Origin of the sequence: Azospirillum soli, from assembly GCF_017876165.1 — a bacterium.
Taxonomy (GTDB): Bacteria; Pseudomonadota; Alphaproteobacteria; order Azospirillales; family Azospirillaceae; genus Azospirillum; species Azospirillum soli.
Map to the genome: position 1 here is coordinate 20,481 of NZ_JAGINQ010000010.1, position 20,190 is coordinate 40,670.

15 protein-coding genes are annotated in these 20,190 nt (G+C 66.7%); 8 read left to right on the forward strand and 7 right to left on the reverse strand.

What is annotated here, in order from left to right:
• Nucleotides 1–110 precede the first annotated feature (110 nt).
• From rnr to rpmG, 3 genes are all read left to right on the forward strand, one after another.
• Nucleotides 111–2,360 carry a ribonuclease R gene (rnr, locus tag J2852_RS16790; RefSeq protein ID WP_209877552.1) on the forward strand — a complete coding sequence of 750 codons (2,250 nt, stop codon included), beginning with the start codon at nucleotides 111–113 and terminating at the stop codon, nucleotides 2,358–2,360.
• 215 nt (nucleotides 2,361–2,575) lie between these two features.
• Nucleotides 2,576–4,087: a S41 family peptidase gene (locus J2852_RS16795; RefSeq protein WP_246499758.1), complete on the forward strand. Its 1,512-nt coding sequence runs from the start codon at nucleotides 2,576–2,578 to the stop codon at nucleotides 4,085–4,087.
• A 139-nt stretch (nucleotides 4,088–4,226) separates the two neighbouring features.
• On the forward strand, nucleotides 4,227–4,394 hold the full coding sequence (gene rpmG / locus J2852_RS16800; protein ID WP_012974790.1) for a 50S ribosomal protein L33: 168 nt from the start codon (nucleotides 4,227–4,229) through the stop codon (nucleotides 4,392–4,394).
• 247 nt (nucleotides 4,395–4,641) lie between these two features.
• Here rpmG and J2852_RS16805 read toward each other — a convergent pair whose 3' ends face one another.
• The 3 genes from J2852_RS16805 to J2852_RS16815 all read right to left on the reverse strand — a co-directional run bounded on the left by J2852_RS16805 (nucleotide 4,642) and on the right by J2852_RS16815 (nucleotide 7,417).
• On the reverse strand, nucleotides 4,642–6,030 hold the full coding sequence (locus J2852_RS16805) for a PleD family two-component system response regulator (protein WP_209877557.1): 1,389 nt from the start codon (nucleotides 6,028–6,030) through the stop codon (nucleotides 4,642–4,644).
• Between the two features lie 30 nt (nucleotides 6,031–6,060).
• A complete protein-coding gene (locus J2852_RS16810; protein WP_343206767.1) occupies nucleotides 6,061–6,450 on the reverse strand; it encodes a response regulator in 390 nt (129 codons plus the stop codon).
• Nucleotides 6,451–6,673: 223 nt separating this feature from the next.
• Nucleotides 6,674–7,417, reverse strand: coding sequence for a GGDEF domain-containing protein (locus J2852_RS16815; RefSeq protein ID WP_209877559.1), 744 nt, complete (start codon nucleotides 7,415–7,417; stop codon nucleotides 6,674–6,676).
• A gap of 13 nt (nucleotides 7,418–7,430) precedes the next feature.
• Between J2852_RS16815 and J2852_RS16820 the strand changes: the two genes are divergently transcribed.
• Nucleotides 7,431–7,595 (forward strand): hypothetical protein, encoded by a 165-nt coding sequence (locus tag J2852_RS16820; RefSeq protein WP_209877561.1) that lies wholly within the window; start codon nucleotides 7,431–7,433, stop codon nucleotides 7,593–7,595.
• A gap of 9 nt (nucleotides 7,596–7,604) precedes the next feature.
• Here the strand turns inward: J2852_RS16820 and J2852_RS16825 are convergent, their stop codons facing one another.
• Nucleotides 7,605–8,585, reverse strand: coding sequence for a 2-hydroxyacid dehydrogenase (locus tag J2852_RS16825; protein WP_209877563.1), 981 nt, complete (start codon nucleotides 8,583–8,585; stop codon nucleotides 7,605–7,607).
• Between the two features lie 119 nt (nucleotides 8,586–8,704).
• On the opposite strand from J2852_RS16825, the gene J2852_RS16830 reads away from it, so the two are divergent.
• Both J2852_RS16830 and J2852_RS16835 read left to right on the forward strand, forming a co-directional pair.
• A complete protein-coding gene (locus J2852_RS16830) occupies nucleotides 8,705–9,550 on the forward strand; it encodes a cell envelope integrity EipB family protein (protein ID WP_246499760.1) in 846 nt (281 codons plus the stop codon).
• Between the two features lie 133 nt (nucleotides 9,551–9,683).
• Nucleotides 9,684–9,911: a hypothetical protein gene (locus J2852_RS16835; RefSeq protein ID WP_209877567.1), complete on the forward strand. Its 228-nt coding sequence runs from the start codon at nucleotides 9,684–9,686 to the stop codon at nucleotides 9,909–9,911.
• Nucleotides 9,912–9,990: 79 nt separating this feature from the next.
• Here J2852_RS16835 and J2852_RS16840 read toward each other — a convergent pair whose 3' ends face one another.
• Both J2852_RS16840 and aspS read right to left on the reverse strand, forming a co-directional pair.
• The gene (locus J2852_RS16840) at nucleotides 9,991–13,440 is read right to left on the reverse strand and encodes an Ig-like domain-containing protein (protein WP_209877568.1); all 3,450 of its coding nucleotides are present in this window, start codon (nucleotides 13,438–13,440) and stop codon (nucleotides 9,991–9,993) included.
• A gap of 394 nt (nucleotides 13,441–13,834) precedes the next feature.
• On the reverse strand, nucleotides 13,835–15,655 hold the full coding sequence (gene aspS / locus J2852_RS16845; protein ID WP_209877570.1) for an aspartate--tRNA ligase: 1,821 nt from the start codon (nucleotides 15,653–15,655) through the stop codon (nucleotides 13,835–13,837).
• A gap of 166 nt (nucleotides 15,656–15,821) precedes the next feature.
• Between aspS and rnd the strand changes: the two genes are divergently transcribed.
• Both rnd and J2852_RS16855 read left to right on the forward strand, forming a co-directional pair.
• A complete protein-coding gene (gene rnd / locus J2852_RS16850) occupies nucleotides 15,822–16,988 on the forward strand; it encodes a ribonuclease D (protein WP_209877572.1) in 1,167 nt (388 codons plus the stop codon).
• Nucleotides 16,989–17,201: 213 nt separating this feature from the next.
• Complete coding sequence (locus tag J2852_RS16855; RefSeq protein WP_209877574.1) at nucleotides 17,202–18,491, forward strand: hypothetical protein; 1,290 nt, start codon at nucleotides 17,202–17,204, stop codon at nucleotides 18,489–18,491.
• A 181-nt stretch (nucleotides 18,492–18,672) separates the two neighbouring features.
• On the opposite strand, the gene J2852_RS16860 is transcribed toward J2852_RS16855, so the two are convergent.
• The gene (locus J2852_RS16860) at nucleotides 18,673–20,190 is read right to left on the reverse strand and encodes a Ppx/GppA family phosphatase (RefSeq protein ID WP_209877576.1); all 1,518 of its coding nucleotides are present in this window, start codon (nucleotides 20,188–20,190) and stop codon (nucleotides 18,673–18,675) included.

Below are 20,190 nucleotides of genomic sequence, written 5' to 3' on the forward strand. Positions count from 1 at the left end.
CCACGCTCGCGGTAGTTTGGCGCGCTTTTGTGGCGCAAGCGGGGCGTTCCGGTTGGATTTCCCCGCGCCAAGGCTTACTTAAGCCATCCACCAACGAGCACCGCGATCCCTTGAGCGACACGCCCCGCCGCACCGGCACCTTCCCCGACAAGGACACCATCCTTGCCTTCATCCGCGGCAGCACCACCCCCGTGGGCAAGCGGGAGATCGCGCGTGCCTTCAAGTTGTCCGGCACCGCCGACCGCGAACGCCTGAAGGAACTGCTGAAGGAACTGGAGGCCGACGGCAACGTCGAGCGCGGTCGCGGCAAGCGCGTCGCCCCGCCGCAGTCCCTGCCCGAGGTCGCCGTGCTGGAGGTCACCGGCGTCGATCCGGATGGCGAGGTGCTGGCCCGTCCCCTGACTTGGACTGGCGAGGGCAACCCGCCGCGCATCTTCATGATGCCGGAGAAGAAAGGCCACCCGGCGCTGGCCACGGGCGACCGCGTGCTGGCGAAGCTCAGCCGCATCAACGACCGCCTCTACGAGGCCCGCACCATCCGCCGTCTGGAAGGCACGGTGGGCCGCGTGCTGGGCGTCTACCGCCCGGCGCCGGAGGGCGGACGCATCGTCCCGACCGACAAGCGCAACAAGACCGAACTGCTGGTCCTGCCAGCCAACCGCAACGACGCCGAACCCGGCGAACTGGTCTTCGCCGACGTGCTGCCGGCCGGGCGCCTCGGCCTGCCCCAGGCCCGCATCGTCGAACGGCTGGGCCACACGGCGGAGCCGCGCGCCGTCAGCCTGATCGCCATCCACAGCCACGGCCTGCCCACCGACTTCACCTGCGCCGCCGTCCGGGAGGCGGAACTCGCCTCGGTCCCCTCCCTCACCGGCCGCACCGACCTGCGCCAGTACCCGCTGGTGACCATCGACGGTGCCGACGCCCGCGACTTCGACGACGCGGTGTGGGCCGAACCCGACGACGATCCGGCCAACCAGGGCGGCTGGCACCTGCTGGTCGCGATTGCCGACGTCGCCTATTACGTCCGCCCCGGCTCGCATCTCGACCGTGCGGCGTACGAGCGCGGCAACTCCGTGTACTTCCCCGACCGCGTCGTGCCGATGCTGCCGGAGGCGCTGTCCAATGACCTCTGTTCCCTGCGCCCGAACGAGGATCGCGCCTGTTTCGCCGTCCACATGTGGATCGACCGTCACGGTGTGCTGCAACGGCACCAGTTCGTACGCGGCATCATGCGCTCCGCCGCGCGGCTGACCTACGAACAGGTGCAGGAAGCCCACACCGGCACACCGGACGAGGTGACCGGCCCCTTGCTGGAGCCCGTCCTGCGCCCGCTCTACGGCGCGTACGCCTGCCTGTGGGCGGTGCGGGAACGGCGCGGTACCCTTGACCTCGACCTGCCCGAACGGCGCGTCCGCATCGACGAGCGTGGCCGCGTGGCGGAGATCACCGTGCGCGAGCGCTTCGACAGCCACCGGCTGATCGAGGAGTTCATGATCTGCGCCAACGTCGCAGCGGCGGAAAGCCTGGAACGCGCTGGCATGCCCGCCCTCTACCGCGTGCACGATCAGCCCTCCCTCGATAAGCTTGAGTCCCTGAGGGAGTTCCTCGGCGGCATCGGCTACACACTCGCCAACGCCCAAGCCCTCAAACCCGAACACTTCACCCGCATTTTGGCGAAGGCCGCCGGCACGCCGGAATCGCAGCTGGTCAGCGAGGTCATCCTGCGCAGCCAGTCGCAGGCCGCCTATGCGCCCGAGAACATTGGCCATTTCGGCTTGGCGCTCAGCCGCTACGCCCATTTCACCAGCCCGATCCGCCGCTACGCCGACCTGATCGTGCACCGCGCCCTGATCCGCGCCCACGGCCTCGGCCCCGGCGGGTTGGACGACGCCGCCATGATGGGGCTGGAGGACATCGGCGAGCATATTTCCACGACCGAACGCCGCGCCGCCGCCGCCGAGCGGGACGCCATCGACCGGTTCACAGCGGCCTTCCTCGCCGACCGGGTGGGCGCCACCTTCTCCGGCCGCATTTCCGGCGTCACGCGGTTCGGCCTGTTCATCCGGCTGGACGAGAGCGGTGCCGACGGCCTGATCCCCGCCAGCACCCTGCCCGACGACCAGTATGAGCATGACGAGCACGCCCACGCCCTCGTCGGCCAGCGCTCGGGCCGCATCTACCGGTTGGGTGCGCCGGTGAAGGTCACGCTGGTCGAGGCCGACCCGCTGACCGGCAGCACGCTGTTCGCCCTGCGGGGGGACGGCGGCGCGGATCTGCCGTGGCATTCCGGCAACCCTCCCCGTGCGGCAAAGCCACAAAGCCGCCCAAGTTCACGCCCGCGCCAGCGTGGCCGCTAGGCCACATTGGTGGACAATCAGCAACAAAGGGGTAGTCGGCCGACTTTTGTCGCGTCCGCGATTCCTTTCGAGGTGTTATTCCTTGCCCATTCGAATCCGGTCATTGTCCGTCCGGATCCGCCTATGGGAAAGGAGGCCTCGGTCGGCGCGCCATGGGCAATCGCAATCGAGGGTTTTCGCCGCACCGGCGCTTGGTCGCCCCGCTTGCGGCCGTCATGTTCATCCTCGGCCATCAGGGCGAGCCGCCCCGGTCGGCCGCTGCCGTCGATCCGACCGTCATCAGCGAGCAGGTCTTCACCGCCGGCTTCGGCAAGATCGCCGAAGTTTATCTCCAAACCGTCGATTTCGGACGCCTGGGACTTGACGGGTTGAAGGGCCTTTCGTCCATCGATCCCAGCACCCGCGCCGAGCGTGTCGGCAACACCGTACGCCTGTACGTGTCCGGCGGGCAGGTTGGGGAGTACAGCGCCCCGTCCGCCAGCGACGCGGCCAGTTGGGCGTCGCTGACCACCCGCGTGGTGGAACGCGCCCGCCTCCACTCGCCGACGCTCCATCAGGCGACGCCGGAACGCATCTATCAGGTCGTCTTCGACGCCGTGACGGCCGATCTCGACGGCTACTCCCGCTACACCGGCACCCAGCGCGCCACCAACGAGCGCGCCCAGCGCGAAGGCTATGGCGGGATCGGCCTGTCGCTCGACACGTCCAACGGGCGCCCTCAGATCCGGGACGTGCTGTCGCGTGGCCCAGCCGACCGCGCCGGCCTGCGCGACGGCGACCAGCTTCTTGCCATCGACGGCGACCTTACGGCCAAGATGACCGACGCGGAGATGCGCGACCGCCTGCGCGGCCCCACCGGCACGCTGGTTCTCATCACCGTGGCGCGCGACAACGGACCGCCGCGCCGCGTCCCGATCCGCCGCGAGCGGGTCGTTCCGAACACCGTCAGCATGACCGTCACCGAACAGGTCGGCGTGCTCAAGGTGGACCGCTTCAACGCCTCCACCGCAACCAACCTGCGCGAAGCCGTTCTGAGCACCCGCCAGAGCGTCGGCAAGGTCCTGCGCGGCTATGTGCTGGACCTGCGCGGCAACCCCGGCGGACTCCTCGATCAGGCGGTCGCCGTGGCCGACCTGTTTATTTCGCGCGGCAAAATCATCTCGACCGAGGGACGCCACCCCGACAGCCGCCAGCGCTTCGAGGCCGCGCCCGACGACATCGCCGACGGGCTGCCGATGGTCGTGCTGGTGGACGGCCGCTCCGCCTCCTCCGCCGAGGTGGTGGCCGCCGCCCTTCAGGACTCGGGCCGCGCGGTGGTCGTCGGCGCCTCCTCCTACGGCAAGGGCAGCGTCCAGACCGTCACCCGCCTGCCCAACGACGGCGAGCTGTTCCTGACCTGGAGCCGCATCTACACGCCGGCCGGCTACACCCTGCACCGCCAAGGTGTGCAACCGACCGTCTGCACCAGCCGCGCCGGCCAGGATGACCCGTCGGCCCTGCTGACCGACCTGCGCGACGGCCGCGCCCGCCCGATTGCCCAGTTCGCCGGATGGCGCGCCAAGGCCGCCGATGACGAAGAGGCGCTGAACCGCCTGCGCGAGGCCTGCCCCTGGAAGGAGCATGAGCCGGAACTGGACCTGAAGGTCGCCCTGCGCCTTCTGTCCGAACCGGCGATGTATCAGCGCGCCGTGGCCTTGGCCTCCACCAACACGGTGGCCGAGCGCTGAGGCGGCGCAACAGCTTGTGCCAAACAAGGTCTTGCCGGTTACAAGCTCTTGACATGGCGGCCGTAGCGGGTATCTTCCCCCGCTACGACGCCGCCCCGCCGGGCCGGCGGGGCACGGATTTTTTGTCGGGATTGAGATCATGGCCAAGCAGAACACCGTCCTCATCAAGCTGGTGAGCACGGCCGACACGGGCTTCTTCTACGTCAAGAAGAAGAACCCCAAGAAGACCACCGAGAAGCTGTCGTTCCGCAAGTACGACCCGGTGGCGCGCAAGCACGTCGAGTTCAAGGAAGCCAAGATCAAGTAAGGTTTCCCGGACCGCCGGAATCGAAAAGGCCGCCTTTCGGGCGGCCTTTTGCGTTTCTGCGCTTCCTACGATAAGCCCCCATCCCACCTCCATCTTCGGCTCTCAGCGAATGCCGGTGGCATTCGCCTGACGCCGGAAGCGCACGCTTCCCATACGCGAGAGGCGGGTGAGGGAGAAGCAAAAAGCCCTCCCCCGCCGTCAGTTGAGGGAGGGTTGGGTGGGAGCCCGGTGCGACGAATGTTTGGGATTACAGCGCTACGGCGCGCGGATCGGCGATGACACAATTGCGGCCCGACCGCTTAGCCTCGTACAGCGCCTCGTCGGCGCGGCGGATCAGGCCTTCGGCGGTGTCGCCCAGACGGCCGCCGACCGAAATGCCGATGGACACCGTCACCGGCACCTCTCCGACCTCGGCGGACACCTTGAAGGGCGAATCGCCGATGCGGTTGCGCAGGCGCTCGGCGACGACCATGGCGGCCTCGCCATCGGTGTCCGGGAGGATGACGATGAACTCCTCGCCGCCCAGGCGCGCCACCAGATCGAAGGTGCGCAGGTTACGGCTGGCGCGGGTCGAAACTTCCTTCAGCACCTCGTCGCCCACGGTGTGGCCGTAGGTGTCGTTGACCACCTTGAAATGGTCGATGTCGAACATCAGGATCGACACGGGCTTGTGGCTGTCGATGGCCCGCTCCAGCAGGCGTGGCAGGTGCGCGTTGACGTAGCGACGGTTGAAGACGCCCGTCAGGCTGTCGGTCAGCGCCATCGACAGGCTCTGCTCGTAGTTCGCGCGCAGCCGCTCCTGGTAGCGCTTGCGGCGGATCTGCGTACGGGCGCGGGCCAGCAACTCGTTACGGTCGATGGGCTTGATGACGTAGTCGTTGGCGCCCAGCTCAAGGCCCTTGGCGACGCGGTTCAGGTCGCCCTCGTCCACCACCAGCAGGATCGGCACCTGCCGCGTGCGCTCGTGCGAGCGCAGCTGCGAGCACAGGCGCAGCCCATCCTCGTTCATCAGGGTCAGGCTGACCACCACGAGGTCCATATCGTCGCTCAGCGCGCGCTCCAGCGCCTTGGCGCAGGTCTCGGCCGACAGGACGTGGTCGTGGTCGCGCTGCAGCGTCTCGGTGACCTTCTCCAGGTCGAGCAGCGAGTCCTCCAGCACCAGCACGCGGGCGCGCTCGTGGGACTCATTCTGCAGGGTCCCGGCGCGCTCGATGACGCCGAACTGGCCGGACGTGCTCTCGCGCAGCCGCCACTCGTCCATCATCATCTTCAGCCGGACGAGCGAGCGCACCCGCGCGAACAGCGCGATGTCGTTGACCGGCTTGGTCAGGAAATCGTCGGCCCCGGCCTCCAGCCCGCGCACCCGGTCGGCCACGTCGGACAGCGCCGTCACCATCACCACGGGAATGTGCATAGTCGCGGGGTCGGAGCGGATCTTCTCGCACACCTCGAACCCGTCCATGCCCGGCATCATGACGTCGAGCAGGACGATGTCCGGCGACTCCTTTCGCACCAGCTCCAGCGCTTCGGGACCGTTGTAGGCGGTGATGACGTCGAAGTACTCGCGCGTCAGCTTGGCCGCGAGCAGCTTCACATTGGGCAGAACGTCATCGACGACAAGGACACGAGCGGACATGGAGGGTGCGACCGATCCCGCTGGAATTCGTTAGCTGAGAAACTTCTGAACGGACTCGAGAAACTTCGTAACGGAGATCGGCTTGGCGATGTAATCCTCGCAGCCGCCCTCGCGGATCTTCTCTTCATCGCCCTTCATCGCGAAGGCGGTCACGGCAATGATCGGGATGGATTTGAGATCGTCGTCCTCCTTGATCCACTTGGTCACTTCCAACCCCGACACCTCGGGAAGCTGGATGTCCATCAGGATCAGGTCCGGGCGGTGCTGGCGCGCGAGTTTCAGCGCTTCCATGCCGTCGCGGGTCTGGAGGGTGTCATAACCGTGCGCTTCCAGCAGATCGTGGAAGAGCTTCATGTTCAGTTCGTTGTCCTCGACAATGAGGACCGTTTTCGCCGGCTTGCCGTCCGTCATCGCCATCATGAGGCTTTTTGGTTCCGTGAGCATCGAAACCCTCCCAGGGCTGTCGCCCGTCTGGACGTCATGGCCACCCCTGCGAGCGGAATCGTCAGGGCCGGTATACCTCCTTTTCTGATAAGCCGCGACGGTTAATTTGTCGTTACCGGGACGGTTAAGTCACAGACCGGGAATGCCACCCCAGCGTGAAGACGTCGCGGGCACCGCCCGCCCTGCCCGATCCCGGTGTTCAGGCGGCGCGGCGGGTCCGACGCCGTTCACTCTTGGTCCGGCCGCCCTTGGTCCGGCGCTTGGCCTTCCGGCGCCGCTCCCCCTTGTCGCCGTACATCTTCACGTCGGCCTGACGGATGACGTCATCCTCGTGATCCTCGGAGCCATAGGCCTGGATGCCGATGGAGAAGCGGATCGGCAGTTCGGCGCCGCCCCATTCGGCGTGCTGGCCGTGGGCCTGTTCCGCCAGCTGGCGGGCGCGGGCGGCCCCCGTTTCGGCGTCGGTGTTGGTCAGCAGCACGGCGAACTCGTCGCCGCCCAGCCGGGCCACCACGTCCTCCTGCCGAACCGCGCCGACGATCAGCCGCGCCACCTGACGCAGGTAGGAGTCGCCGGCAAGATGCCCGTGCGTGTCGTTGATCGCCTTGAAGCCGTCCAGATCGATCATCACCAGAACGCCGCCCGCTGTGCCGTTGCGCCGGGCCGAGGCCAGCTCCCGCCGGAAGTGGCTGTAGAAGCCACGCCGGTTCAGCAACCCGGTCAGCTCGTCCGTCATGGTCAGGCTTTCCAGGTAGGCGATGCGCTCCTGCTGCTCGGCGATCATCGCCTTGGCGTCGGCTAGCTGCTGGGCCAGCGCGTCCGGTTCGATGGCCCGAGGGGTACCAAGCCGCACGCCGCGCACGGCCGGGGTCCAGGCCAAGCCGTCGAAGCGTTCGGCGGCGGCGTGGGACTTGGGCTCCAGAGCGGTGACAATGGCGTTCATCGGTCGGCTCCTCATGATCGAAGAGATCTGCGCCATCCTCACAGCAACCGGCGTGCCAACTCCGAAAGCCTTGAACCGCCTTGTTTTTCCGCGCGGCAGTTTCTTCCGCCGCCCTGTTCTGCCCGGCAGCATTTTCCGCCGGGCCATCGCTACCCGGCAAAAATGTACGGCATTTTAGTCAATTTGATCAGACGACCCGGTCCGGCGGCTCGGCCCCGGCGAAAAAAGCGTCCAGGTTGTCCAGCGCCTTGAAGCCCATGGCGTTGCGCGTCTCGACCGTGGCGCTGCCGAGATGCGGCAGCAGGAAGGCGTTTTCCAGCCCGCGATAGCCGGGATGCAGGTTCGGCTCGTTCTCGAACACGTCGAGGCCGGCGGCGGCGATCCGCCCGGTCTTCAGCGCGGCGATCAGCGCCTCGTCGTCCACGACCGTGCCGCGCGCGGTGTTCACCACGACGGCGCCCGGCGGCAGCTTTTCGATGCGCGCGGCGTTCAGCCAGTGTCTGGTCTCCGGTGTTGCCGGAAAGTGCAGCGACAGCACGTCGCTGACCGCCAGCATCGCTTCCGGGTCGGCGTGGAAGACCGCTCCTTCCTCCAGTTCCGCCGGCAGACGCTTGCGGTTGCTGTAGTGGATGGTCATGCCGAAGGCCCGCGCCCGGCGCGCCACCGCCTGCCCGATTCGGCCCATGCCGATGATGCCCAGCCGCTTGCCGCCGAGATGGGTGCCGAGCAGTTGCGTCGGTGTCCAGCCGGTCCAGGCGCCCGCGCGGATCATCCGCTCCCCCTCCGACGCGCGGCGGGCGGCGCCGAGCATCAGCAGCAGCGCGATGTCGGCGGTGGCGTCGGTCAGCACGTCCGGCGTGTTGGTGACTACCAGCCCGCGCGCCTTGGCAGCGTTCAAATCGATGTGATCGGTTCCGACTGAGAAGGTGGCGAGGATGCGCACGCTGTCCGGCAACGCCTTGATCGCATCGGCGTCCAGCCTGTCCCCGGCGGAGCACAACACCCCATCGGCACCCTGCGCCCTTGCGGCGATGTCCGTTCCCGACAGCGCCTTGTCCTCGGGATTCAGCCGCGCGTCGTAGTCGCGCGCCGCGCGCGCCTCCACCGCGTCGGGCAGATGCCGGGTCAGCACCAGGACGGGCCGCGAAGCTTGGGCGTCGGTGCGCATGGGTGTATCCTCCCAATTCACAGGGTATTGAGGTCGGCGGGCCTTCCGGTCCGGGGCCAAAACACCCATAATCCATCTGACGTTTCCAATCACCCGCCAAACTGACCGTGGATTTCACCTTGCAGAACCGCCGCACCGCCGCCCGCCTCGCCGTCAGCGCGACCTTCGGCGCGTTCCTGCTGGCCCTTGCTCCTGTCCCCGTGGCCCAGGCAGCCCCGGGGGCGGCCTCTGGTGCGGCGGCGGAGATCCTCCCGCACCGGGCTGTCTACAAGATGTCGCTGCTGTCCGCGCGCAACAGCTCCAAGGTCAGCGACGTGCGCGGCCGCATGATGTTCGAATGGGCCGACGCCTGCGACGGCTGGACGACGGAGCAGCGCTTCCAGCTGCGCTTCGTCTACGCCGAGGGCGACGAGATGGCGATGAACACCAACTACACGACGTGGGAGGCGAAGGACGGCCTGCGCTATCGCTTCAACGTGCGCAAGCTGATCAACGGCGAGGTGGACGAGGAAGTGCGCGGCGAGGCCCGGCTGGAGAAGGACGGCACCGGCAGCGCCAACTTCACTAAGCCCGAAGCGCAGGAGATGAAGCTGCCCGACGCCACCATGTTCCCGACGGCGCACACGTTGGCGATCCTCGACCACGCCGGTGCGGGCGACAACTTCTTCAACCGGATCGTCTTCGACGGCGCCGACGCGGAAGGCGCCACCGAGGTCTCGACCGTGATCGGCAAGGGCGACACGGTGAAGGAGGACGGCACCGACCCGCTGCTGAAAGGCAAGAAGGGATGGCCGGTGCGCATGGCCTTCTTCCCGCTGAAAAGCGATGCCGCCCAGCCGGAATATGAGATGAGCCTGCGCCTGCTGCAGAACGGCGTCGCCGAATCCATGCAGATCGACTATGGCGACTTCACCGTGAACGCCATTCTTGAAAAGGTTGAGGCTTTGCCAAAATCCGGGTGCTGACGCGTCCGCGCCACAGCCCATTCGGACAAGATTCCCAGGGATTGAACACCACCTGCAAGAGAGGTTTACTACCTTTGGCTAGTCCGCCGACCGGTGCGTTGCGGTGTGCGCCGGCGCCACCAAGGGGTTTCTCATGAGCAAGAAGCAGGTTCAGGTTGGTCAGGTGTTCCAGTCCGTCGGTTCGGCCAACGGCCGGTCCTGGCGCGTGAAGTCGACCTTCAACATGCTCGGCATCCCGCACGCGCAGGTGGTCAGCATCGAGGACGAGGGCGATTCCAAGACGCTCAGCTGCCTCGTCCTGGTCGATCCCGACTATTATCGCCTGATCGAGTCCCCGCCCCCCGGCAGCGTCGCGGCCTGATCCAAACAAAACGTTCCTCTCCCGCCAGGAGACCAGCCGGCGGATACGGCGCGGGCTGGCGGCGCTGGCTGGAGCCGGCCTACGCCAGGACGAACCAAAGGGAGCGATCCTCGGACAGGCTCGCCACCCCCTCCAGCAGCACGGTGCTGCCGTCGCTCACCGCCACACGGGTGCCGGCACCGTACGAGGAGACGGTCCAGGTCAGGCCGGCCCGAATCTGCAGGCGATCCCCCTCGGCCACGTTGAAGTCGGTGATAGTGTCGGTGCCCGTGCCGCCGCCGATCAGGAACCGGTCGGCCCCGGCCCCGCCGGTGAGCGTATCGTCGCCCAGATCCCCGAACAGCCAGTCATCGCCCAGGTCACCGAACAGGCGGTCGCCTTCCTGCCCGCCGAACAACGTGTCGGCGCCCTGCCCGCCGTAAAGCGTGTCCGCTCCAACGTTGCCGTACAGGATATCCGCTCCAACGTTGCCGTGGAGCGCGTCGGTCTCCGCACCGCCGGCCAGCGTGTCCGCGCCGTCCCCCCCGAACAGCGTGTCGCGGCCGAGGTCGCCGGACAACCGGTCATCGCCCAGGTCGCCGGACAGCCAATCGTCGCCCTGGCCACCATAGACCTGATCGTTGCCCTGCCCGCCGTGCAGCGTATCGGCTCCGGCATTGCCGTACAGCCGGTCGTCTCCAACGTTGCCGTTCGCCCAATCGTTGTCGCCGCCGCCGTGCAGCGTATCGTTACCCTCGCCGCCGGTGACCGTGTCGTTGCCGCCGTCGCCGTAGAGCAGGTCGTTGCCGCCCAGCGATCCCACGACATCGCCGCCGCCGCCGCCGTGCAGCGTGTCGTCGTCGGCGCCCAGAACGATGATCTGCCTGCCGCCACCGCCCATCACGGCCTGCGACCCGGCTCCACCCGTCACCCGCGCATCCCCGAGAATGACCGCGAACTCGACATTCTGAAGCTCGATCGTCGTCCCCGGCGGGAGGTTGCGCAGGTCGAGAACCAGCGCCTCCTGCGTGCCGGTGGCACCGGCCGGGGCGGAGATCACGATGGGCTGCTCCGGCGCCTGGGTCGTGCCGGCCGGAACGCTCGGCACGATGGTGCGCAGGATGACCTGGATGTCGGCGGACAGGTTGCCGAGGACGTCCATGGCGAACTGCACCATCGAACCGTCGCCGGAGCGGGTGCCAAGGGTGCTGGTCAGGTCCGCCAGCGCCTGGGAAGGATTCTGCGGCCCGCCGGTCGGGCCTTCCACGCGCAACCCGAATCCGGCCGGCAGGTCGGCTCCCAGCAGCGCGGCGCCATCGCTGCCCTTGACCAGCGGCACGCTGATGCTCGGGATCGGCTGTCCGGTGCGCGGGTCGACCATGGGGACGGTCGAAATCGAAACGACCTCGATCGGCTTCCCGGACCCGTCCGTCTCGGTCCTCGTCACCACGGGCACACCGTTCACGATCTCCGTGTTGGGGGTGCCGGGCGGCGTGCTTGGGGGCGTCGATGGACCGGGGTCGGCGGGCGGCGTTGAGGGGGCGGTCACCGTGAGGGTAACGTCCTGATAAGCGGTGTTGCCGGCGGTGTCGGTGGCCTTCAGGTAGACCTTGTAGCTCCCGGCCGTGAGTGCCGTACCTCCGACCTTCAGAGCGTTGCCGTCGATGCTGAAGCGGGCGTTGTCGGCGTCGTTGCTGCCGTTGCCGATGGCGAAGCCGTAAGTGATGGTGTGGGTGTCGCTGGCCGACAGCGTGGCGAGGCTGGCACCGCTGGTCGTGGCGGTCGAACTCAGGCTGGTCGTCGAGAGCGCCAAGCTGGTCGGCGCCGACGTGTCGATGACCACCGCGTAGGCGGAGGAGGCGTCGGAGGTGTTGTTGGACGCGTCGGTGGCCTTGGCGGTGAAGCTGTAGCTGCCCTCGGCCAGGGTGACGCCGGTGTGGTCGAAGGTCCAGTTGCCCGAGGCGTTGGCGCTCGTCGTGCCGAGGCTGGTGGTGGTGCCGCCCGCCGTCCTGAACAGCTCGACCGTGGAATTGGCCTCGGCGGTGCCGGCGAGGCTCAGCGTCGTGTCGTTGGTGATCCCGTCGCCGCCGGTGCCGCTGTCGTCCGAGACGCCGGTGATGACCGGCGCGGCCGGCGGGGTCGTGTCGGGATCGGTCACCGTGAGGGTGAAGGCCTGGTAGGCGATATTGCCGGCGGTGTCCGTGGCCTTCAGGTAGACCTTGTAGCTCCCGGCCGTGAGCGCCGTGCCGCCGACCTTCAGCGCGTTGCCGTCGATGCTGAAGGCGGCGTTGTTGGCGTCGTTGCTGCCGTTGCCGATGGCGAAGCCATAAGTGATGGTGTGGGTGTCGCTGGCCGACAGCGTGGCGAGATTGGCACCGCTGGTCGTGGCGGTCGAACTCAGGCTCGTCGTCGAGAGCGCGAGGCTGGTCGGCGCACTGGTGTCGACGACCACCGCGTAGGCGGAGGAGGCGTCGGAGGTGTTGTTGGACGCGTCGGTGGCCTTGGCGGTGAAGCTGTAGCCGCCCTCGGCCAGGGGGACGCCGCTGTGGTCGAAGGTCCAGTTGCCCGAGGCGTCGGCGTTCGTCGTGCCGATGCTGGTGGTGGTGCCGCCCGCCGTCCTGAACAGCTCGACCGTGGAATTGGCCTCTGCCGTGCCGGCGAGGCTCAGCGTCGTGTCGTTGGTGATCCCGTCGCCGCCGGTGCCGCTGTCGTCCGAGACGCCGGCGATCACCGGCGCGGCCGGCGGGGTCGTGTCGGGATCGGTCACGGTGAGTGTGAAAGCCTGATAGACGATGTTGCCGGCGAGGTCAGTGGCCTTCAGATAGACCTTGTAGCTCCCGGCCGCGAGCGCCGTGGCCCCGACCTTCAACGCGTTGCCGTCGATGCTGAAGGCGGCGTTGTTGGCGTCGTTGCTGCCGTTGCCGATGGCGAAGCCATAAGTGATGGTGTGGGTGTCGCTGGCCGACAGCGTGGCGAGATTGGCACCGCTGGTCGTGGCGGTCGAACTCAGGCTCGTCGTCGAAAGCGCCAAGCTGGTCGGCGCCGTGGTGTCGACGACCACCGCGTAGGCGGAGGAGGCGTCGGAGGTGTTGTTGGACGCGTCGGTGGCCTTGGCGGTGAAGCTGTAGCTGCCCTCGCCCAGCGAGACGCCGGTGTAATCGAAGGTCCAGTTGCCCGAGGCGTTGGCGTTCGTCGTGCCGAGGCTGGTGGGGGCGCCGCCCGCCGACTTGAACAGCTCGACTGTCGAGTTGGCCTCCGCCGTGCCGGAAAGGCTCAGCGTCGTGTCGTTGGTGATCCCATCGCCAGCGGTGCCGCTGTCGCTGGAGATGCCGGTGATGACCGGCGCGGCCGGCGGGGTCGTGTCGGGAAGCACGTAGTCGGAGGTATCGAGCGTGAACGTGTAGCCGCTGCTGTAGACCGTGTCGGCAAACAGCACGGTGTAGGAGCCCGGCTGTTCGACGAAGATGCCTTCCCCGTGCCGTCCACGATAATAGCGACCATTATCCGTGGCGGGCGGGTTAAAATCCGCCGCCGCTGAAAAGGTAACCATTTCACCGAGGACAAAAACACCATCGTCATTTCCCGTCCCATCCCCAGGCGACTCCTTGAAATAACGAATTTGATCCAAATTAATTCCGGTGGTTATACTATAACTGCCGCCACCATTATTCTGAACAAAATAGAAATTTTTCTTTGACAAAACCGACATGATACACGCCCGCGGACAATTTCAGCTTTGGCTCATGAAGCCGCATACTTCGCCGTACAGTAGCAGCCGCGCACCGTCAAGTTGCCGCTTCCTATCATCAACGCCGATTGAGAATCCGACTCCCCGGTGGCGGGTACGGGAGGAATGGGCGCGCGGTTCCAGCCGGCGGCGCCGGAACCAGATATGAAAAAAGCCCCGCTCCAACGGAGCGGGGCTTTTTCGGTTCGTCCGGCGATCAGCCTTCCTTGGGCACGGCGACCTTCGGCTTGGGCAGGTCGAGCTTCAGATGCAGTTCGCGCAGGCGCGCGGTGTCCACCGGGGCCGGAGCCTGCATCAGCAGATCCTCGGCGCGCTGGTTCAGCGGGAAGGCGATGACCTCGCGGATGTTCGGCTCGTCGGCCAGCAGCATCACAATGCGGTCGATGCCCGGCGCCGAACCGCCGTGCGGCGGGGCGCCCAGCTTGAACGCGCTCAGCATGCCGCCGAAGCGGGCTTCCAGCTCCTCCGGCGGGTAGCCGGCGATGTCGAACGCCTTGTACATCACCTCCGGCAGATGGTTCCGGATGGCGCCCGACGACAGTTCCACGCCGTTGCAGACGATGTCGTACTGGTACGCCTTGATGTCCAGCGGGTTCATCGTGTTCAGCGCCTCCAAGCCGCCCTGCGGCATGGAGAAGGGGTTGTGGCTGAAGACGACCTTGTTGGTCTCCTCGTCCAGCTCGAACATCGGGAAGTCCACGATCCAGCAGAAGCGGAAGGCGTTCTTCTCGATCAGGTCCAGCTCCTCGCCGATCTTCGTGCGGGCGAAGCCGGCCAGCTTGGCGGCTGCCGCCGGCTGGTCGCAGACGAAGAAGACCGCGTCGCCGTCCTCCAGCCCCACCGCCGTGCGCAATTCGGCCTGGGCGGCCTCCGGCACGAACTTGGCGATCGGCCCCTTGCCGCCGGTCGCCTCGAAGATGATGTAGCCGAGGCCGGGCGCGCCCAGACCGCGCGCCCAGTCGTTCAGCTTGTCGAAGAAGCTGCGCGGCTTGTCGGCAACCTTCGGGGCGCGGACGGCGCGCACGACGCCGCCCTTCTCGATGGTCTGCTTGAAGGCGCGGAATTCCACGTCCTCGCGCTTGAACACCTCGGTCACGTCGGTGATGACCAGCGGGTTGCGCAGATCCGGCTTGTCGTTGCCGTACTTCAGCATCGACTCCGCGAAGCTGATCCGGCGGAACGGCGGCTTGTCGATGACCGGCGCGGTCTCGCGGCGGAAGCCGCCGAACTCGTCGAAGATGCCGAACAGCACCGGCTCGATGGCTTCGAAGACGTCGTCCTGGGTGACAAACGACATCTCGAAGTCGAGCTGGTAGAACTCGCCCGGCGAGCGGTCGGCGCGGGCGTCCTCGTCACGGAAGCAGGGCGCGATCTGGAAATAGCGGTCGAAGCCCGCGACCATCAGCAGCTGCTTGAACTGCTGCGGCGCCTGCGGCAGCGCGTAGAACTTGCCGGGGTGGTTGCGGCTCGGCACCAGATAATCGCGCGCACCCTCCGGCGAGGAGGCGGTCAGGATCGGCGTCTGGAATTCGGTAAAGCCCTGCTCGATCATGCGGCGGCGGGCCGACGCGATGACGCGGGCGCGCAGCATGATGTTCTCGTGGATGCGCTCGCGGCGCAGGTCCAGGAAGCGGTAGCGCAGGCGCACGTCCTCGCCGGTGTCGGCGTCCTGGTTGACCTGCAGCGGGATCTGCTCGGCCTCGCCCTGCACCGTCAGTTCGGCGATCTGCACTTCGATGCGGCCGGTCGGCAGCTTGTCGTTGATCGTCTCCGGCGTGCGCTTCACGACCTTGCCGGTCACGGTGATCACCGACTCCAGCTTCAGCCGCTCGGCGATCTGGAAGGCCGGGTTGGAGGTATCGACCACGCACTGCGTCAGGCCGTAATGGTCGCGCAAGTCGATGAACAGCAGCTGTCCATGGTCGCGCTTGCGGTGAATCCAGCCCGACAGGCGGACGGTCAGACCGGCGTTCTCTTCGCGAAGCTGGCCGCAGGTGTGCGTGCGGTAGGGGTGCATGGGTCGAAACACCTTGGGATAAGGTCGGAATCCTGCGCGGAAAGGCGGCCCGACACACCACACCGACAGCGCCGGATTGTCAAGCCGCGATCCGTGCTTTTCTGCCCTTCACGCCCCACCAAAGGGCGAGCTTTCACGGCGCGCCCTGCTCGTGTATGAAGCAATCATGACTCTCATCACCACGACCGAAGCCCTGGAAGCCTTCTGCCAAACGCTGTCCGGGACCGAATACATCACCGTCGACACCGAGTTCCTGCGCGAGAAGACCTACTGGCCGCAGCTCTGCCTTGTGCAGGTCGGCGGGCCGGACGGGGCCGTCGCCATCGATCCGCTCGCCGAGGGCATGGATCTGGCGCCGCTGTTCCGCGTGATGACGGATCCGTCCATCCTCAAGGTCTTCCACGCCGCCCGCCAGGACGTGGAAATCTTCTGGCACCTGTCGGGCCAGATCCCGCACCCGCTGTTCGACACGCAGGTCGCCGCCATGGTCTGCGGCTTCGGCGAGAGCGTAGGGTACGAGACGCTGGTGACCAAGCTGGCCGGCGCCCGCATCGACAAGTCCAGCCGCTTCACCGACTGGTCGCAGCGCCCCCTGACGGAACGGCAGCTGACTTACGCCCTGTCCGACGTCATTCACCTGCGCCCCGCCTATGAGAAGCTGAAGCGCCGCCTGCACCGCACCGGCCGCGCCCACTGGCTGGAAGAGGAGATGGCCGTCCTGACCGACCCGGCCACCTATCAGGTGGATCCGGAAACGTCGTGGCTGCGCCTGAAGGTGCGCACCAACAAGCCGCGCTTCATGGCGATCCTGAAGGAGCTGGCCGCGTGGCGCGAGCGCGAGGCGCAACGCCGCGATCTGCCGCGCTCCCGCGTGCTGCGCGACGAGGCCCTGCTGGAGATCGCCGCACACGCGCCGACCACGGTGGACGACCTTGCCCGCACCCGCGGCATGGGCCGGGGCTTCGCCGAGGGTCGCCAGGGCACGGACGTGCTGGCCTGCGTGCAGCGCGGCCTGGACCTTCCCGACTCCGAGCTGCCGCGCGTCGAGCCGCGCGAGGAGCCGCCGCCCGGCCTCCAGCCCATCGTCGAGTTGCTGCGCGTGCTCCTCAAGATGAAGTGCGAGGAGAACAACGTGGCGTCCAAGCTGGTTGCCTCCGCCGCCGACCTGGAGGCCATCGCCGCCGACGATTCCGCCGATGTGCCGGCCATGCACGGCTGGCGGCGCGAGCTGTTCGGCGAGGACGCGCTGGCGCTGAAGCATGGGCGCGTCGGGCTGGCCGTCATGGACCGCCGCGTGCGAATCGTTCCGACCGGCGAAGGCTCGGCACCGTGAACAAAGGGTGGCCGCCCCGGCGGCCATCCATTCGATCCCGCATCTTTTTTGGTGAGAATTCGAAACGTATTTCGTTTGTTAACCACGCTTTAAGGCCTTTTTAAACAAGCATAGGCTTGATATCTCAATGGACCGAGTCCGTGCTGACCTGGTCCAAAGGGACGATGGCGGCATTCGGGCGCGAGCACCGGGCCGGTTTGGGGGATTTCGCGTATGAGCAGGTTCGGCGGCAAACCACCTATGGGACGCGACCGCGTCCGCCTCTCCACGACGGAGAAGCAGGCCGCCGTCGCCGCCGCCAAGGACCAGAAACCCGAGTTCGACAACGACAAGCTGCTGAACCTTCTGCGCTCGGCCAAAAGCGAGTTGCAGGGGACGCGGCTCATCCACATGCACCTGTCGCTGCTGAAGGACAAGGACCCGGCCAGCCAGATGATCGTGCGCACGATCATCCAGGAACTGTCGAGCAAGGCGTCCTACCTGCAAGCCTTCAACATCTCCAACGGCGACGTCATCATCCTCTACAAGGGTTTGAAGCTGACCGGCGTCACCGACGTCTGCCAGAAGGTCGAGCAGATCTTCCTGTCGAAGACGACGCTGACCGGGCCGAACCCGTACAAGGAATATTCGCTTTATTCGATCATGGAACTGGCGTTGAACTTCATCAACGTCATCCGCTTCGTCGAGGAGTTGCAGGCCGGCGAGACGGGCTTCCACACCGCCGAGACCAAGCCGCCGATCACGCTGGAGGAGATGGCCAAGCTCGAACGCTCCATGCAGATGTTCGACCTGTCGCCGTTCCTCTTCAACCAAGCCATCTCCAACATCGGCCCGGCCACCGAAGACGAGATGGAGTATTTCGAACTCTACATCTCGATCAAGCTGCTGCAGGAGCGGCTCTGCCCCGACTACGACATCACCGCCAACAAGTGGCTGTTCAACTACTTCACGGCGAATCTCGACCAGTCGGTGCTGCGCGCGCTGAACCACGGCCTCAGCTTCATGCGCGGTCGGCGCATCGGCATCAACATCAACCTGTCCACCGTGATCTCCACCGGCTTCGTGAAGTTCGACGAACGCCTGCCCATGGACTTCCGCGGGCAGGTGGTGCTTGAGATTTCCAAGGGCGACCTGATCGAGAACCTGTCGCTGTTCAACGAGGTCGTCGATTTCGCCCAGGACCGCAAATACCAGATCGCGGTGGACGGCCTGAACCCGTTCTGGGTGACCAACTTCGACCTGGAATATCTGAACGCCGACTACGCGAAGATCTTCTGGTCCAGCGACATGCTGGAGATGGACCCGACCTTCGAGAAGTATTTCTTCGACCGCATCGCCGAGCAGGACCGCTGCAAGTTCATCCTGGCGCGCTGCGACAGCGTGTCCAGCCTCGTCTACGCGCACAAGGCCGGTATCAATTTCGTCCAGGGCCGCGCGGTGGACAACATCCTGCGCAAGGGCGTCAGCGTCCGCGAAGCCATCTCCCACGCCAAGGTGACCTGAGCCTCTTATTCTCGCAGGCAATAGATTTTTCACGGATTACACGGATTTAAACGCGAATTTATTCGTCTTGTTAAACCGCGGCCCTTCCGAAAAAAGCCGCTGGCAAGCAAATAAAAATCCGTGCAATCCGTGTTTTAAATCCGCGAAATCCGTGTAGTCTCTGTTGCTCCACGAGAATCCATCACTCCGCCGCTTCCGGACGGGGTTGGACGACTTCACCCTTACGGCTCAGCACCTTCGCCAGCGCATCCAGCCGCCTCTGGACGACCTCGCCGGCCGGCACGCTGCCATCCTCGGGCAGGGTCAGCACCAGCCGCTCGCCCGACACCTTCAGCACGGTCCGCTGCAGCAGCGCCGTCGCACCGCCGGTCAGCGTGTGGGCCAGCCGCAGCGCCAGCCCCAGCACCAGGGCCTTCAGCGCCTGCGCGTCCGACAGCAGAGCCCGCGCCCCCAGCGTCGCCGGCCCCTCGATCGTTCCCGTGTAGCGGGCATAGGCGGCCAGAGCCAGGAACGCCCGCTCATCGTGGTCCACGCCGGGAAACGGGAAGCGCAGAATGCGCAGGAAGGCGTGTTCCGCCCGATAGTCCGGATGATCCGACCAGCCCACATCACTCAGAAGGCAGGCCGCATGGCGCAGCCGCTGCGCGGCGTCGTCCTCTCCGGCGAACAGGCCGCTTGTCCAGGCGATCAACAGCGCCGGGTCGCCGAGCCGCCCGAACCGCTGCGCCCAATCGTCCGCCGCCGCCAGCAAGGGGTCATGCCGCTGCATCTCCGGGCTCAGCAGCGAGAACAGGTGCCCTTCACGCAGGCCGAAGGCCGAGAACACCACGGCCGAGGGCTGCGCCGCCCGCAGCAACCGCTCGAACACCAGTGCCGCGTAGGGCAGCGTGTCGATGCGCCGGCGCGAGCCGGACATCTTCTCCAGCGACGACTTGCTCTGCCTGGCGATCAGCGCCGCGAAGTCGCGCGCCTCGCCGGCCGGCACGGTGTAATGGTGGATGATGTGCAGCGGGTGCTTGGTCTGCTCCATGTGCAGCTTGGCGAGCGCGCGCCAGCCGCCGCCGACCGGGTAGAAGGGCCGCCCCTTGACCTGCAACAGCCAGTCCAGCGTCTCGAAATGCTGGTCGATGGTGCGGTTCAGCCCGTTCTGCTTGACCGCCCCGCTCTCCATCAGGCGCAACGGCCCCAGCGGCGTGGTTACATGCTCGCCGATGACGCCGTGATCGAGCCGGACCAGCTCCAGGCTGCCGCCGCCCATGTCGCCGACCAGCCCGTGCGCCGCCGGAGTGCCGGACAGCACGCCCAAGGCGGACAGCCGCGCTTCCTCCTCGCCGCTGATCACGCGGACGGTCAGGCCGGTGCGCTGCTCGATGGCGTCCACGAAGGCGGGGCCATCCTCCGCATCGCGCAGGGCGGCGGTGGCGATGACGTCCAGGCGGCCGACGCGCATGGCCGAGGCCAGCAGCGCGAACCGCTCCAGCGCGTCCAGCGCCTGCACCTTGCCGTCGGGGTTCAGGCGCCTGGACTTCTCGACTCCGCGCCCCAGCCCGCACAGTACCTTCTCGTTGAAGATCGGCAGCGGCGCCCGTTTCAGCCCGTCATAGACGACCAGACGGATGGAGTTGGAGCCGATATCGATGACCGCAACCCGCTCGGCCTTTTCAACCGGTGAGGCGGTGCGTTCCTGCGCCGACGTCAT